A 15,524-nucleotide genomic window follows, 5' to 3' on the forward strand; every position below is an offset into this window, starting at 1 on the left:
CGGTAGAATTCGACGATTATCGTAGACGGCCGGATTTCTTGTCCCGGCCGGTCGCTATGACCGGGCTGCCCGGCGCGCCGGACAGGTCAGCACGGCCATCACGCCATGTCCCGCCCGCGACACGACGCGCAGCTTCAGACCGCCATGCTCGGCCAGGCGGAAAACGATCTCCAGTCCGAGGCCGGAGCGCTTTCCGCCGCTCTTTTCACCGGCCGCGGGCGGAGTGGCACGTGCGGTCAGTTCGGTATCCCCGGCGGGCAGGCCCTTGCCATTGTCGGCAATGACGAGATCGACATGGCCGCCGCGGCGCCGTGCACCGATCACGATCCGGTCGCCGCCGGAATGGGCGATGGCGTTGGACACCAGATTGGCCAGGATGTGTTCGACAATGCCCGGGTCGGCGTGGATATGGGCGCTCGAGCGGGCGGCTGTCAGCGCGATCTTCTTGTTCGCGGCGATCTCGCCGAAGGCCGAGACGAGCGTTCCGGCCAGCCGGGAGACGGGCAGGCGATCCGGGCTGACCGTGCGCTTGCGCGCATCCAGGTGCGCCACTTCCAGGATCGAGGAGATCATGCGCGAGACATTGCGCGTGACCATCTGCTGGCTGCGGCTGACATCGAGGGCCGCCGCCGTGTCGCCGCGCTCGAGGAGTTCGGTCAGGCGCGCGGCATTGAGGTCGAGGGCGAAGACCGGCTGACGGATGTCATGCCCCGTGGCGGCCAGCAGGAAGGTGGTGAATTCGTGCGCCCGTTCGGCGGCCTCCTTGGCCTCTTCATAGCGCCGCATGATGAAGTAGCGGCGCCGCGCACGGATCGACAGCATGATCGCCATCACCCAGCCGAAGGCACAGCACGACACCATCATCACCGACTGGCCGATCATCGGATGTTCGGCGGCGTCCCACCACATCACGGTGAGGGTGAGATAGCTCACGGCATAGCCGGTGGCCGAGATCATGATCGCCCACGGGAAATAGGCGAGCGCGACCCCCAGAATGATGATGTGCAGCGACATCCAGAAACTGGTGAAGACCAGCACGTCGGAAATACCGTCCGGTGTGGTTTCCACGGCCGGGTAGGCGCAGGCGACCAGAGCTGCGGCAATCGTCGAGGTGATGATCCAGACGAAGACAAGCCGGCCGGCCCAGCCCTGCGGGTTTTGCGGCGCTGCGATCAGCATCCAGCCGCCGACGGTGACACCGAGAATGCCGGCCACGATCCGGCTGGCGATCGTCGTCGCGAAACGGTCCGTCCCCTGCAGGTAGGACAGGTCGATACTGGTCGAGATCAGCCAGGCGAGCGAGAAGGCGAGCAGGGTGATGCCGGCCTGCAGCCGGATTCCGCTCCAGCTTTCGGCCAGGAAGGCCTGTTCGAGCGCGGCGTCGGAAAAACGTCCGTCGATCCGGCGAATCTGCGGATAATCCATACTTTTCCAGACGCTATCGGTGTAGACTATTCCCCTGCGTGAATGTGTAACGGTCGGTGGCGCGGGCTGGCAAGCGGGGATACAGGCCAACACCATGACCAAGGTGGAAAATTCCAGGCGCGTGGTGGTGATCGACGATCACGCCATCGTCCGAGAGGCCGTCAGCGGCACGATCGCCATGCAGGCGGGCTATGAACTCGCCGGCTCTGCCGAGGACGGCGAGAGCGCCATTGTCCTTCTCCAGGAACAGCAGCCCGATATCGCCGTCGTGGATTTCGCCCTGCCGGACATGACGGGTCTGGAAGTGATCGAACGCGTGCGCGAAGCCGGTTCGCACACGCGCTTCCTGTTGCTGACGGGATCCCACATGGACGAGCGCGAGCGCGCGGCCCTGGCCGCCGTCGCGGACGGTTTCATGCACAAGGAGGCGGGGCGGGACAGCCTGCTGGCCGCGATCGATGCCGTGGCGGAGGCGCCGCCGCACCGGACCCCGAAACGTCAGCCCGATGCTGACGAGGAGGAGGGCGGCGTGCTCAAGGCCGGAAGCCTCACCGTGCGCGAGCGGGACGTCCTGCGCGAGATCGCGCGGGGACATTCCGTCGACACGATTGCGGACAATCTGGCGGTCCGTGTCTCCACCGTCCGCAAACACCGCGAGAACATCATGGCCAAGCTCGGGCTCAATTCCACGGCCCAGCTGGTGCGCGCCGCCATGCAGATCGGTCAGTACTGACCCTCACGCCGGGGCAGGACCCGGCTGTCCCGGACGATAAAGGCGGGCCGGTCCTCGTCCGCGATGTGATGCGTGACGCGGATCGTGTCTGCGGAAATGTCGAGCACGTTGAAGCCGGCCGGCTCGCCGCGCGTGCGGCGCGAGAATGTCGTGCCTGCGCCGACGAACCAGCAGGTGTGCGACGGGCCCTCGGCAGGCAGGGCGAAGGTCTCGTGCAGATGGCCGGTCAGAACCAGGTCGCAATGTTCGGCAATCGTGGTGACCGACGTGCCGGCCCGGGCGGTGCGGGCGCGGCCGCGGTTTCCACCCGGTGCCAGGATGGGGTGATGGCAGGTGAGCACCCGGAGATCGGCATCGCGCTCCGCCAGCAGGTCGAGCGCGCGGCCCAGGCTGGGCCGGCCGATGCGCCCCAGAGACCAGTCCGGCTGCCATTGCGCCCGCCGGGCGGTCCGCAGGCCCTCGATATGCAGTGCCCCGTCTTCCAGGCTGGATGCCATGTGCCGGCCCACCGAGCGTTCATAGCGCCGCCAGGGCGTCGTGAAACGCCTGTGCAGGGCGCGCGAGGGCACATCATGATTGCCGGGAATGCCGACAACCGGCGGGTCGAGACGGCCAAGGAAGCGGGCGGCAGCGTCGAACTCGCTCTTGCGGCCGCTCTGGGTGAAGTCCCCGGCGGCAATGACGGCATCGGGCCGGGAGGCGTTGCACAGGTCGACGAAGGCGTCGACCAGATCTCTGTCCTCGGCACCGAAATGAAGGTCGGCGATCTGGAAAAGCTTGGTCATTCTGTCCAGTTCAGGAAGCGGATAGGGGTGTCGGAGCGTGTGATGGTGAGGTTGCCCGGCATGAAGACGGGTTCACCGTCCAGCATCAGGGCCAGCGGCTTGCGGGAGCGGGCCTCGATGCAGGCTGTCCGGCCGCTGACGCCCGGCCGCTCGCCATCATGGATGTCGGTCAGCAGGGTCAGGCCGGCCCAGGCGACATCGCCGATATTGCGCCAGTGAACGGCCACATAGGCCATGTCCCCGGCTTCACCGTCGAGGTCGACATAGATGCCGCTGGCGCGCTTGCGGTCGCGGTCGTCCCCGTCCAGCCAGTACCGGATACGGGGTTTGAAGGCGTGGCGGGCTGCCGCCGCGATGCGGCGCGACAGGGAGGGCAGGGGCGGAACACCGTCTGCCTCGCGCACCATTTCGCGGGCCCGGGCGACCGTTGACGGGAAGCCCAGTGCGGCGGCGACCAGGAAGATCTCCTCTCCGGCCAGTCCGGGCCGGAACGGCTTGACGCGCGTGTCGCCGACCGTGTCGAGCATCTCGCTGGCGCTGCGGTGGCCGTAGAGCCGGTGGACCAGCATGTTGGCCGTGCCCAGCGGCAGCGGCAGCAGCGGACATTTCGCGCCATTGCGGTGCGCCATGCAGGCGACCGCCTGGATCGTGCCGTCACCGCCGGCGATGGCAATCCCGTCGAAACCCTGTGTGTCCGCATCGCGGATACGGGCCTCGATATCGTCCTCGCCGAACTCCCAGACCGCGTCGATCGCCGGGTGTGCTGTCAGTTCTTCGGCCAGTGCATCGGTATCGCCGCGCACGAAACGCCCCGAGGTCCGGTTGATCACCAGTGCCAGCTTCGCCATCTACGTCCTCCTCAACAGGTAACGCAGATATGGGGCGAGCGTTCCCGCACACTGCAGGTTGCAGGCGTTACTGGCGATGCGATGACCGTGCAGACCTCTCCCCCAACGCGGACAGAGGTCCCGGCTGCCCGGTCAGTTCGGAACGGCCACGCCGGGCAGTTCGGTAAAGGGTTCGATGCCGAATTCCGGATAGATTTCGGTCGGGTAGTAGAAGGTGCCATCGGACGAGACGAGCGAGATCGTCTTGATGTCGGCGAGGTCCTCGACCGGGTTTCCGGGCACCAGGAAGAAGTCGGCCCGCATGCCCGGCGCGATCGAGCCGAGCCGGTCGGCAACACCCAGATAGTCGGCCATGCCATGGCTCGCCCAGGCCAGGATCTCGGCCGGGCTCATGCCGGCTGACTGGTACAGTTCCAGCTCGCGATGATAGGCGAAGGCGCCGCCCAGATCAGTACCGGGCACCATGAAGATGCCGCGCTCGTGCATCATGCGGATGGTTTCCCGGACCTGGTCGAAGGCGCCGGCGTAATTGGCGTCGTCCTCGGGCGTCGCGATATCGGCCCAGGCGCTGCGCGCCGAGCGCTGAACGCCCACCGGCATATGGTCGATATAGTCCACCGTGCCCGGCGAGACCTGGCCATTGCGCGACAACAGCAGGGCTTCGTGGATGGCCAGGGTGGGATCGATCGCCACACCGCGCTCCGCCATCGCATCCAGCGTCGACTGCACCGGCGCGCTCTGCAGGTCGAGGGCGGGCAAGCGGCGCAGGGCCGTCAGGCGCAGCAGGGTGCGGGTATCCTCGCCGTCCTCCAGCACCCAGCCCAGCATGAGCTGGTTGATATGGGTCAGCTCGTCATAGCCGGCCGCGATCATGGCGTCGGCATTGGTGAAGGCCGGGACGTGACCGGAGACGCGCAGCCCGTTGGCGTGCGCCGTCTCGATCATCGCCGGCACCCAGTCCGGATTGATGGAGTTGTAGATCTTGATCTGGATGAAATCGCCGGCCTCGGCATAGGTCTCGACGGCGGCGACGGCTTCCGCCTCGCTCTCGACGATGATGCCATTATTGGAGTTGTACTGGCTGCGGCCTTCGATGAAGCCGGACCGGAAGATGCGCGGGCCCGCAATCTCGCCGGTCCGGATGCGCTCGATCAGTTCGCCCAGGACTTCATTGTCATTGCCCATATCGCGGATCGAGGTGACGCCGGCAGCGATGTTGAGGATCGCGTCGTCCTCGCCGACATGGCCGTGCATCTCGAACAGGCCGGGCACCAGCGTGCCGCCATTGCCGTCGATGATCACTTCGCTGTCGACAGGTTCGGCATCGAGCGGTTCGATGGCGGCAATCGTGTCGTCGACCACCACGACGGAGACCGGCTCGCCCAGGGTCGCGTTCACCGAGTCGAAGACCCGCACATTGCGGATCCGCACGGGCGCGCCGTAATTGTGGGCGTAGCGCGTCTGCATGTCTTCATAGCGCCGGGCGCCATATTCGGTGGCCCGTTCGCGCAGGCGTTCGTCCTCGCCTTCAAAACCCTCGGCGAGCACCGAGAAACGCGGGCTGATGACGCCGAAGAAGGCCCGGCCATCCATCAGGAAATAGGTCGGGTCGAGCGAGGTGCCGGACAGGGCATAGCTGGTCACCGTGCGCGTATCCGTGCCGTCGGAGACATCCAGCCTTTCCATTTCGGCCAGGCGCAGCGTGCCGCCGGGGATGGCCGGCAGCGACATGTCCTCGCTGTCCATCAGGGCGCGGGCAGCGATGGCGAGCCAGTAGGGGCTGGCATTCTGGGGTACGTAGAAGGCCGGTTCCGCCGGGATCGCCTGGTCGGACCCGGTCGTGTCGGTCCAGCGGGCCTCGCTGTCGGCATATTCGAAGCTCTCATCGACCGGATTGCCGAAGGTCGTGGCGCCCTCGATCGTCCAGTTCAGCGGCATGCCGGCGCCGTCCAGCGTGATCTCTTCGGCCAGCGTCGGGCCGCGGCCATTATTGCGGTACTCATAGTCCAGCGAATAGCTGTCGCCGGACGGGGTGACTTCCAGCGCGCCGATCGCCGTTCCGCCGACCATGACGGTGAAGCGGGTGGCTTCGGCGGTCTGCGCGGCCGTTCCGGCTGTCTCTGTCGTCGCGGTCTCGGTGTCCGATGCCGGGCTGCAGGCAAACAGCGCTGCAGCGAACAGGACCGGCAGCGCCGGCCGAAGTGTCAGTGTCATGGCTTTCCCCGAATGTCTCTTTCCCATCCGGGTTAGCACCGAAAGCCGGGCCTGTCTGCTACCGGCGTGTGGACAATGAAGAACCGCCTGTGCGCGGCCATGGCCCGCAGCACAGGCGGTCGGGACGCCGCAGTGGAGGGATTCCGCGCGGCGTCCGGCTGGCCCGCGCGGTCAGTGACGATCCGCGCTCGCGAGTTGCACCGCGCGATCATTGCGGTGCAGGGCCAGAAGGCGGGGGTCGCCAAGGGCGGAGACGACGCGATCGAGCTCGGCATGGTGACAATTGTCCGCAGCGCGGACGCGCGGCAGCGACATGCGGCGTGTCGAGTCGCAGGCGGCGGCGACTTCACGCTCAAGACGGCGCAGGACCGCGCGGCGGCCGGCATCCGTGCTCAGCTCATAGTTCTGGACGACATAGTCCCGGCCGGCCTGGCCGCGCTCGGACTGTTGGGCCTGTAGCGCCGTGCCGGAGAGCAGGATGGCGGCGAGGGCGAGGCTGGTTGTGCGGATCATCACGATCTCCCGTGTCTGGTGATGCCGGGACATCTCACCGGATTGCGGCTGTCGGGTCCTGACGCTTTGCCGACGGAAACAACCTCCGCGATCACGGTTGGAGAAAAATTCGCTCCTGAAAGGGTTTGGGGGCGAAAAAAGTTGTACCGATCTGCGGCTCGGGAGGTTTTCGTCAGGTTTTTTGATCCGATCGGCCCTAGCTCTTGCGCCGTTCCTGGACAAATCTGTCGGCTCGACGCGAGAATTCGGAAGGTGGGGGATGACCGAGCGGCCTGCGCCGATACATGTGCCATTCCGGCTGGGCGGGATTCTGGTGGATCCCGGCCGTGGCACACTGACCCGCGGCGAGATGAACCGCCGGGTGGAACCCCGCGTGATGGACGTGCTGTGCACACTGGCCGCGCGCGCCGGCGAAGGGGTTCGCCGCGAGGCCCTGCTCGACACCGTCTGGGGCGATATCATCGGTAATGACGAAGCCTTGACGCGAGCGGTCTCGCGCCTGCGCTCGGAGTTGCGGGCTTTCGGCAGCGATGCCCTGGTCGAGACCCTGCCCAAGCGCGGCTATCGCCTGACCTGCGCGGTGGTGGAACTGGAGCCGCGGCGCGAAACGCCGCAGCCTGCCCGCCCTGGCCAGTCAAGCTCCGGACCGTCACGCTTCGGCCGGGGCTGGGTATGGGGCGCAGGCGCAGTCGCGGGCCTGACCGTATTCGCTGCCCTTTTCCTCGCCTGGCCGAGGCCGGGGCTGATCGAGGGTGCCGTCGCGCTGCGCTTCGACATGCCGGGCGAAACGGGGCATGAGCTCGACCGGGCCTTCCGGGCGCTGAATGTCGATCGCGCCGTATTCGCAGTCACGCCGGCGCGGTCGGAGTTTGTGGCGTCGGTCGTGTCTGCAGGCGAGGCCGCGAATGCCGACCGGGCCGGGCCGCTGAGCGTAAATCTGACGGACCGGCAGAGCGGAGCGGTACTGCTGACCCAGCCGTTCGAGCGGGATGGCCGGGCGGCCACCGATCTGGTTCGTCATATCGCCATGGTGCTGACCGCCGATCTGCGCTGCCTGAGCGAATTGCGCAGCCTTGCCGAGCCCGGAATCGCTGCGGATACAGGAGTTGTCAGCCAGTTCCTTGCCCTGTGTGCCCTGGTGCGAACGGGCGGACAGATTGTCCAGCCGCAAACACTGACAGCGGACCTGCTGGAACAATACCCGGACAGCGCCTTCATGCATGGCCTGCATGCCGTGGCGCTGATGTCGCGTCCCGAGCAGCATTTCTTTGCCCAGGCGGATTCGCGCGCCGGGCAGGTCGCAGAGGCGGCGAACGGGTTGATCGATACTGCGCGCAGGCTTGATCCCGATGCCCCTGTCCTGGCCTACGCCGAAGCACTGGCCTCGGTGTATGGCAGCAGCCGCGAGCAGCAGGTCGCGGTGTTCGCGACACTGCCCCGTTCCAGCTGGCTCGGCCTGCAGGTCCAGAACCGCTATTTCGATATCCTGCGGCAGACCGGGCAGGAGCTCGAGGCCTTCAGGCTGGCCGAGGACCTCGAAGCGATCTGGCCGGTACACTTCCAGACTTCGACCTTCATGGCTCTGGCTCTTGTCCAGCGCGGGCTGGCTTCCGAGGCGGTTGCCTTCATCGAGCAGAAAAGCCGCCTGTTTCCCGACGCCCGCCGTCTGCAGGGGCTCGCCATGGTCGCCCAGCTGCACTATGGCGAGCCGGAGGCCGCGGTGGAGATCGTTCGGGCCGTGTTGCCGCCGGAGGCACATCCGTGTGCCCTGGCATACCTGTCAGCCCGGCGGGACGGTGTTCCCGTTGCCGAGCGCGTCGATCTGGACGGATGCGACAATATCGACACCACACAGGTCGCGCGCATGCACGCCGTCACGCAGGACTGGGCGCAGGCGATGGAGAATATCGCGCTGTTCGATCCGCGTGCGGCCCAGCTCGCCGTGGTCCTGCACTATCCCGAGTTCGATCCGTTGTGGACCGGGGCCGCGATGTGGGAGCGGGCGGACGCGTTCGGTCTGGTCGATTTCTGGCAGGCGACCGGCACACGTCCGGATGTGTGCCGGCGGCCGAACATGGTCACGGTCTGCGAGCGCGAGATCGTCTCCCGCATTGCGCGTTGATCCGGCCGTTACTCGCTGTCGCCTGGCGCCGGAAACACCGTGATCCCGTCGCGCGCGAGACCGGCTGTCCAGAGCTCACCATGCCAGACGAGGGCGGTCGTGATGCCGTCGGCGCCATCGTCCGGACCGCGCAAGGCAAACGCCGGGCGTCCGTCCGTGTCGACGGCGATGGCCATGGGCGGACGCGCGGGCAGGGGCGGCGGACCGGCCAGCTGGATCCAGCGCCAGGCCAGGCGTTTGACAAAGGGGCGCGGGTGCAGGGCTTCCAGGTCCATGGCGCGGGGGGATGGCATGGCGGCCCAGACCAGTCCGCTCTCGCGGTCGAATTCCAGATTGTCCGGATAGCCCGGCAGGCCCTCGATCAGGACCGACATCTCTGCGGTATCCGGATCGAGCTGCCAGATACGGCCGGTCCAGGTCTCGTTGAGATAGACCAGGCCAGTCTCGGGGTCATGATCGACACCATTGATGAAGCCGAGGCCGGTGGCCAGTTCCTCATAGGCGCCGGAACCGGTGACCAGCAGGACGCGGCCGGTCTGGTCGCCCTCGAAGAAGGACGCCATGTGGTCGCCATAGCCGTGACGCAGCGAGGCGTCGGTCATCACGATCCGCCCGTCTTCCAGCACGGTGAGATCGTCGGGAAAGACCAGCGGGCCGTCCGGCGCCGGTGCCAGCCAAGTCTGCCAGCCGCCCTCGGTCTGGCGCAACAGGCCCAGCCGCGCATCGGCGACGAACAGCGTGCCGTCGGGCCCAAAGGCCAGACCGAGCGGGCGTCCGCCGGTCTCCGCCACCATTTCCCAGTCGCCGGAAGGGCCGCGCGCCATGATCCGCCCGTCGGCGAGGCTGGCATAGAGACGGCCGTCCGGACCGGGCTCCAGATCCTCCGCGCCATGCAGGTCCTCGCGCTCCTGGCGCAGGGGCGCTGTCTCGGTCTCGAACCGGGCCGCAAGCGCCGGATCGGGCAGGGGCGGCTCGAAATGCATCGCATTGAGCGAGCCCGGCCCCCAGGCGGCCAGGCCAAGTATGGCGGCCAGTATGGCTGCAATGATGATGACAAAGCGCATGCGCCCCTCCCGTTTTGCCGGAGAATATCCGCCAAGCCCGGGGGCAGGGAAGATGCGATGACTATTTAAGCGTGCCGGTCGTGTAGAGACGGACTTTCAGTCCACCATGATCGACCGGCCGGCCGGGTGGGCCGAAAGGCAGGCGTGTGGCGCGTGCCAGTGCGGAATCCGTCGTGATCAGTCCGATCCGCCAGCCCGCAAAGCGGCTGCGCAGGACCTGGCCGAGCGTGCCGTGCAGGGTCACCAGCGCCGCCTTCTTGCCGATGCGGCCGCCATAGGGCGGATTGACAATCACCAGACCGGGCGGACCGTCGGGGCGTTGCAGGTCGGCGACCGGGCATTGAGAGAAGTCCGTCCAGCCAGCAACCCCGGCGCGGGCGGCGTTGGCGGTGGCCATGCGGATCGCACCGGCATCGCGGTCGGAACCGGAAAAGCGCAAGCCGCCGGGCGGGGACGCCGCGGCCAGGGCCTGCGATTTCATTGTGTCCCACGCTGCAGGGTCGAACGAGGCCAGTTGCTCGAAGGCAAAGTCGCGCGAGCGTCCTGCGGGCAGGCCGGCCGCGATCTCGGCGGCCTCGATCACGAAAGTGCCCGAGCCGCACATCGGATCGAGTACGGGCTCGCGGCCGTCATAGCCGCATTCGCGCAGGAAGAGGGCGGCCAGGGTCTCGCGCATCGGCGCCTTGGCGACCGCTTCCTTCTGGCCGCGGCGGTGCAGGAGTTCGCCGGAGGTGTCGACGCTGAGCGTGCAGACATTGTCCTCGATGCGCACCCGCACGCAGACCGGTGCCGTGTCCTCGACCGTTGCGCCGAAGCTTTCGCGCAGCGCGGTCTCGACCCGCTGGGCGGCCGCACCGGCATGATAGATTTTCGAACGGCGGCAGCTCGCCTCGACGCGCACCGGCACGTCCTTGCGCAGGACCCGGCCCCAGTCGAACTTGCGCGACAGCTTGTCCAGCTGCGCCAGGTGGACGACACGAAAAGCCCCGATGCGGGCCAGGATGCGGCTGGCACCGCGCACGACGAGATTGGCCCGCCAGACATCCGGCCATCCGCCCTGCACGATGACACCGCCCGGTGAGGCCGTGGCCCCGGCAAAGCCGTGTGCGTCCAGCTCGGCTGCCAGGGCGGTTTCCAGACCGGGAGCGGTTGCCAGGAAAATCTCGAATGTGTCGTCCGTGCTCATGTCCTCTGTTTAGCGGCGTTCGGGGGCGGGCGCGACGCTGCCGTGCGGTGGACGCGGAACCGGAACCTCCTGACACCGTTGTGACCGGACAGACCGGACAAGGCCCGGTTTGCGGGAGGTTGCGGTTGCACGCCGCGACCTCACCTGCTTGTGTAGACCGATCCCGGCATCGCGGCCTGCAAGGGGGTGGATATCCCTCCGGCGCTCCGCTATGCGGACGCAACGAGCGCGACGGAGCAGGCGATGGCTCACGACATCTCCGAGACGATCGAAGACCGTATCCAGGCTCTCCGGCCAGGTCGTGGCGAGACCGGTGAACCGGCCGGTTCCTTGAAGGCCGGGAGTGCGGTTGACCGGTTTGCCCGTGTCCGCGGACGGACCGTGGCGCTCGCCGCACCGCTCAGCGATGCCGATGCGACGGTGCAGTCGATGCCCGATGCCAGTCCGGCGAAATGGCATCTGGCGCATACAAGCTGGTTCTTCGAGGCGTTCGTGATTGCCCCGGAGCGCGGCGAGGCGGCCCGTTTCGACGCCGACTACGCTTTCCTGTTCAATTCCTATTACGACGCGGTCGGCGACCGGCATGCCCGGCCGCATCGCGGCATGCTGACCCGCCCCACGCTGGAGGCGGTGTTCGACTATCGCCGGCACGTCGACCGGCACATGCACGCACTCCTCTCGGACGGCAATGCCCGCGCGCTTGCCATGCTGGAACTGGGCCTGGCCCATGAGGAACAGCATCAGGAACTCTTCCTGACCGACATTCTCCACCTGTTCGCCCAGAACCCGCTGAAGCCGGTTTATGCGGCCGATGCGCCGCAGCCGCAGCCCGTCGCGGGCGAGGCGCAGTGGGTGGCGTTCGAGGGCGGGCTGGCCGCCATCGGCAGCGATCCGGACGGTTTCCACTATGATTGCGAAGGGCCGGTGCACGAGGCCCGGCTCTACCCGTTCGAACTGGCCAGCCGCGTCGTGACCAATCGCGAATGGCTCGAATTCATCGCCGATGGCGGCTATGCGCGCCCGGCCTTCTGGATGTCGGACGGGTTTGCGCAATGCCAGGCCGAAGGCTGGCAGGCACCGCTTTACTGGTTCTCCACGCCGGACGGCTGGCACACGATGACCCTGCGCGGCGCGCAGCCGGTCGATCCCGATGCGCCGGTCTGTCATGTCTCCCACTACGAGGCCGACGCCTTCGCCCGCTGGGCCGGGGGCCGTCTGCCGACCGAGCAGGAATGGGAGCATGCCGCCCGCACGGCAAAGCCGGGCGCGCTGCACGGGCTTTACACGGATGTCTGGGAATGGACGTCCAGCGCTTTTGCCGCCTATCCGGGCTATTGCCCGCCGGACGGCGCGATCGGCGAGTACAATGGCAAATTCATGAGTGGCACGATGGTGCTGCGCGGCGCCTCCTGCGCCACGGCCGAAGGCCATGCGCGTCCCGGCTACCGCAATTTCTTTCATCCGGCGAAACGCTGGCAATTCACGGGGCTCCGGCTGGCACGCGACACACGCTGACGCGGCGGCCCATCCTGTCTTCTCTATCCACCCAGACCACCCCAAGCGGAGAAATCATGCTGGACGATGTTCTCGAAGGCCTTGCCGGCCGCCAGAAAACGCTGCCCTCGCGCCTGCTCTACGATGCGCGCGGCTCGGATCTGTTCGAGGACATCACGGCGCTACCGGAATACTATCCCACACGCACCGAGACCGCGATCCTCACCGCCGCCGCGCCGGACCTGTCGCGGCGGATCGGCGAGGGGGCCGTTCTGGTCGAATACGGTGCCGGGGCGTCGGTGAAGACGCGGATCCTGCTCGACGCCCTTGAGGCGCTGGCCGGCTATGTGCCGATCGACGTGTCCGAAGACATGCTGGCCAAGACCAAGCCGCTTCTGCAGCAGGACTATCCCGAACTGCCCATCCATCCTGTCGTCGGCAATTTTCTGGTCCCGCCCCCGCTGCCGGATATCGACCCGCGGGCGCGCCGGGTCGGCTTCTTTCCCGGCTCCACCATCGGCAATCTCGACGATGCCGATATCGAGACCTTCCTGGCCGGTGCCGCCGAGGAGCTGGGTCCGGACGGGCTTCTGGTGCTTGGCGTCGATCTGAAGAAGAGCCCGGATATCCTGATCCCGGCCTATGACGACGCCCAGGGCGTGACCGCGGACTTCAACCGCAATCTCCTCGTGCGGATCAATCGCGAGCTGGGCGCCGACTTCGATCTCGACGCCTTCCGGCATGAAGCCCGCTGGAACGAGGCGGACAGCCGGATGGAGATGCATCTTGTCAGCCTCGCCGACCAGAGCGTGACGATCGGCGGCAAGCGTTTCGACTTCGCCGCCGGCGAAACCATCCACACGGAAAACTCCCGCAAGTTCGATCTGGACGAGCTGGACGCCGTGCTGGCGGCCGGGGCCTGGTCACGCGAAGCAACCTATACGGACCCCGGCCAGCTCTTCTCCGTGCTGTTGCTCGGGCGGGCCTGAGGGGCGTTCTGCCGCCAAACGCCGCTGCTGCCGCAGCGATGACCGCCACGCCAACAAAACCACGCCCCGCCAGCGACGGCGCCCGTGCGGACATGCGGACGATCGAAAACGGTTTGGCGGAGGCGGTGTGCCGGCGTGTGGCCATGATTCTTGCCAGTCCTGCCGGTCGCGCGCGCAGGTCCGTACCCCGTCGGTAGTCCAACGGCGCAGGCGGCCGCGCGGGCGTCAGCGCGTCGCGATGCCGAAACGCTGCCGGTAGGCTGCGGGCGTGGTACCGACGAGCTTGTGGAAGAGTTTGCGGAAAGCGGCCGGATCGGCATAGCCGACATTCCAGGCAATCCGGTCCACCGGCTCAAGCGTGCGTTCCAGACTTTCGCGCGCCCTGGCGATACGAACCTGCTGAAGATAGGCGTTGGGCCGGTGCCCGGTGGCAGCGGAGAACCGGCGCAGGAAGGTCCGCTCTGTCATCCCGGCCACGGCATGCAGGTCGGACTGATGGAGAGGCTCGGAAAACCGCGCGTGAAGATGGTGCTGGGCCCGGCGGATGGCGGCATCGCCATGGTCGAAGCGCGGGATAAAGGCGGCGAAAGGCCGCTGGCTGGAGCGCGGCGGATCGACAAGCAGGAAGCGCGCCGTGGCAAGCATGGTCGCAGCACCCAGGTATCGCTCCACAAGGGTCAGGCCAAGATCGGTCCAGGCCAGGATGCCGCCAGCGGTAACAATATCGCCGTCGTCCAGAACCATCTGGTCTTCGGCGAGCCGGATGTCCGGGAAACGCCGGGCGAGCTGTTCGGCGAAGGCCCAGTGGGTTGTGGCGCGGCGGCCGTTCAGCAGGCCGGTCTCGGCCAGTATGAAGGCACCGGCGCACACCGACCCCAGCACGGTGCCCTGTGAATGCTGCGCTCTGAGCCATTGAGCCGCACGCGGGACGGGCGCCATGCGTTCGGGCATCACCAGGCTGGGCGGGGCAATGGCATGGCTGAGCCGGTGCGCCGGATCCGGATGGCTGTCCCAGACGCAGGCGACATCCCCGGCACCGGCCTCCCAGTGCGACACGCGGATCGTGCGCCCTCCGGACCACTCGCCGGCAATGCGGAACAGGTCGGTCAATCCGTAGATCGCGGAGAGCTGGCAGTCAGGATAAATCAGCAGGCCGATTTCGGCCACGGGCGCAGGCGCGTGCGGCATTGTCGGTTTTGCCTCTCTTGTTGTCGGATTCGCCACGCCCCTCCGTGCACCCATCTGCCTATCTCTGTCCACACAGAAAACGGAGCTGCGGGCAATCGGGCCCGCACCGCACCAACCGAAGGACATTTTATCATGGCAACGATCACGACCCGCGACGGTACGGAAATCTTCTACAAGGACTGGGGCCCGAAGGACGCCCAGCCCGTCGTTTTCCACCATGGCTGGCCGCTCTCGAGCGACGACTGGGACAACCAGATGCTGTTCTTCCTGGGCCAGGGCTATCGCGTGATCGCCCACGACCGCCGGGGCCATGGCCGCTCCGCGCAGGTCCCGGACGGGCACGACATGGACCACTACGCCGCCGACATCGCCGATCTGGCGCGGGCGCTGGACCTGCGCAACGCCATTCATGTCGGTCACTCGACCGGTGGCGGCGAGGTGGCGCGCTACGTGGCCGGTGCCGAGCCGGGCCGGGTGGCCAGGGCGGCTCTGCTCGGGGCGGTTCCGCCGATCATGGTCCGCAATGAGAGCAATCCGGACGGCGTGCCGCTCGAGGTCTTTGACGGCTTCCGTGCCGCGCTGGCCGCCAATCGGGCGCAGTTTTTCCGCGATGTCCCCTCGGGGCCGTTCTACGGCTTCAACCGCGAGGGTGCCGAGGTGAGCCAGGGCCTGATCGACAATTGGTGGCGGCAGGGTATGAGCGGCGGTGCCAAGGCGCACTATGACGGCATCAAGGCCTTCTCGGAAACCGATTTCACCGCGGACCTGAAAGCGATCACCGTGCCGGTGCTGGTGCTGCATGGCGAGGACGACCAGGTCGTGCCGATCGCGAACTCGGCGCACAAGGCGATCAAGCTGCTGCAGAACGGCACGCTGAAAACCTACCCCGGGCTGTCGCACGGCTTCTTCGCCACGCACCCGGATCTCGTCAATGCCGATCTGCTGGCCTTCGCCCGCAGCTGA

The 15,524-nt window shown here is 67.1% G+C and carries 13 protein-coding genes; 5 read left to right on the forward strand and 8 right to left on the reverse strand.

Features of this window, described 5'->3' with window-relative positions:
- Positions 1–54: 54 nt before the first annotated feature.
- Positions 55–1,425 carry a sensor histidine kinase gene (locus PKE71_RS02795; protein ID WP_271185431.1) on the reverse strand — a complete coding sequence of 457 codons (1,371 nt, stop codon included), beginning with the start codon at positions 1,423–1,425 and terminating at the stop codon, positions 55–57.
- Between the two features lie 94 nt (positions 1,426–1,519).
- On the opposite strand from PKE71_RS02795, the gene PKE71_RS02800 reads away from it, so the two are divergent.
- Positions 1,520–2,158 carry a response regulator transcription factor gene (locus PKE71_RS02800; RefSeq protein WP_271185432.1) on the forward strand — a complete coding sequence of 213 codons (639 nt, stop codon included), beginning with the start codon at positions 1,520–1,522 and terminating at the stop codon, positions 2,156–2,158.
- On the opposite strand, the gene PKE71_RS02805 is transcribed toward PKE71_RS02800, so the two are convergent.
- The 4 genes from PKE71_RS02805 to PKE71_RS02820 form a co-directional block, all read right to left on the reverse strand.
- On the reverse strand, positions 2,149–2,943 hold the full coding sequence (locus PKE71_RS02805) for a metallophosphoesterase family protein (protein ID WP_271185433.1): 795 nt from the start codon (positions 2,941–2,943) through the stop codon (positions 2,149–2,151). The two genes, PKE71_RS02800 and PKE71_RS02805, sit on opposite strands and share 10 nt — an antisense overlap.
- Positions 2,940–3,791, reverse strand: coding sequence for a diacylglycerol/lipid kinase family protein (locus tag PKE71_RS02810; protein ID WP_271185434.1), 852 nt, complete (start codon positions 3,789–3,791; stop codon positions 2,940–2,942). The genes PKE71_RS02805 and PKE71_RS02810 overlap by 4 nt, the downstream gene beginning before the upstream one ends.
- A 132-nt stretch (positions 3,792–3,923) precedes the next feature.
- Positions 3,924–6,005, reverse strand: coding sequence for an amidohydrolase family protein (locus PKE71_RS02815; RefSeq protein ID WP_271185435.1), 2,082 nt, complete (start codon positions 6,003–6,005; stop codon positions 3,924–3,926).
- 171 nt (positions 6,006–6,176) lie between these two features.
- Complete coding sequence (locus tag PKE71_RS02820) at positions 6,177–6,518, reverse strand: UrcA family protein (protein ID WP_271185436.1); 342 nt, start codon at positions 6,516–6,518, stop codon at positions 6,177–6,179.
- Between the two features lie 259 nt (positions 6,519–6,777).
- Here PKE71_RS02820 and PKE71_RS02825 point away from each other — a divergent pair, with 259 nt between their 5' ends.
- Positions 6,778–8,640 (forward strand): winged helix-turn-helix domain-containing protein, encoded by a 1,863-nt coding sequence (locus PKE71_RS02825; protein ID WP_271185437.1) that lies wholly within the window; start codon positions 6,778–6,780, stop codon positions 8,638–8,640.
- Positions 8,641–8,648: 8 nt separating this feature from the next.
- On the opposite strand, the gene PKE71_RS02830 is transcribed toward PKE71_RS02825, so the two are convergent.
- Complete coding sequence (locus PKE71_RS02830; RefSeq protein ID WP_271185438.1) at positions 8,649–9,704, reverse strand: SMP-30/gluconolactonase/LRE family protein; 1,056 nt, start codon at positions 9,702–9,704, stop codon at positions 8,649–8,651.
- 61 nt (positions 9,705–9,765) lie between these two features.
- A complete protein-coding gene (locus PKE71_RS02835; RefSeq protein ID WP_271185439.1) occupies positions 9,766–10,890 on the reverse strand; it encodes a THUMP domain-containing class I SAM-dependent RNA methyltransferase in 1,125 nt (374 codons plus the stop codon).
- Positions 10,891–11,133: 243 nt separating this feature from the next.
- Between PKE71_RS02835 and egtB the strand changes: the two genes are divergently transcribed.
- A complete protein-coding gene (gene egtB, locus PKE71_RS02840; protein ID WP_271185440.1) occupies positions 11,134–12,405 on the forward strand; it encodes an ergothioneine biosynthesis protein EgtB in 1,272 nt (423 codons plus the stop codon).
- 56 nt (positions 12,406–12,461) lie between these two features.
- The gene (egtD, locus tag PKE71_RS02845) at positions 12,462–13,373 is read left to right on the forward strand and encodes an L-histidine N(alpha)-methyltransferase (RefSeq protein WP_271185441.1); all 912 of its coding nucleotides are present in this window, start codon (positions 12,462–12,464) and stop codon (positions 13,371–13,373) included.
- A gap of 225 nt (positions 13,374–13,598) precedes the next feature.
- On the opposite strand, the gene PKE71_RS02850 is transcribed toward egtD, so the two are convergent.
- Complete coding sequence (locus PKE71_RS02850; RefSeq protein WP_271185442.1) at positions 13,599–14,561, reverse strand: GlxA family transcriptional regulator; 963 nt, start codon at positions 14,559–14,561, stop codon at positions 13,599–13,601.
- 132 nt (positions 14,562–14,693) lie between these two features.
- Between PKE71_RS02850 and PKE71_RS02855 the strand changes: the two genes are divergently transcribed.
- Entirely contained in the window at positions 14,694–15,524 is an 831-nt protein-coding gene (locus PKE71_RS02855; protein WP_271185443.1) for an alpha/beta fold hydrolase, read from the forward strand.

The sequence above is a fragment of the Maricaulis virginensis genome (assembly GCF_027922185.1).
GTDB lineage: Bacteria > Pseudomonadota > Alphaproteobacteria > Caulobacterales > Maricaulaceae > Maricaulis > Maricaulis virginensis.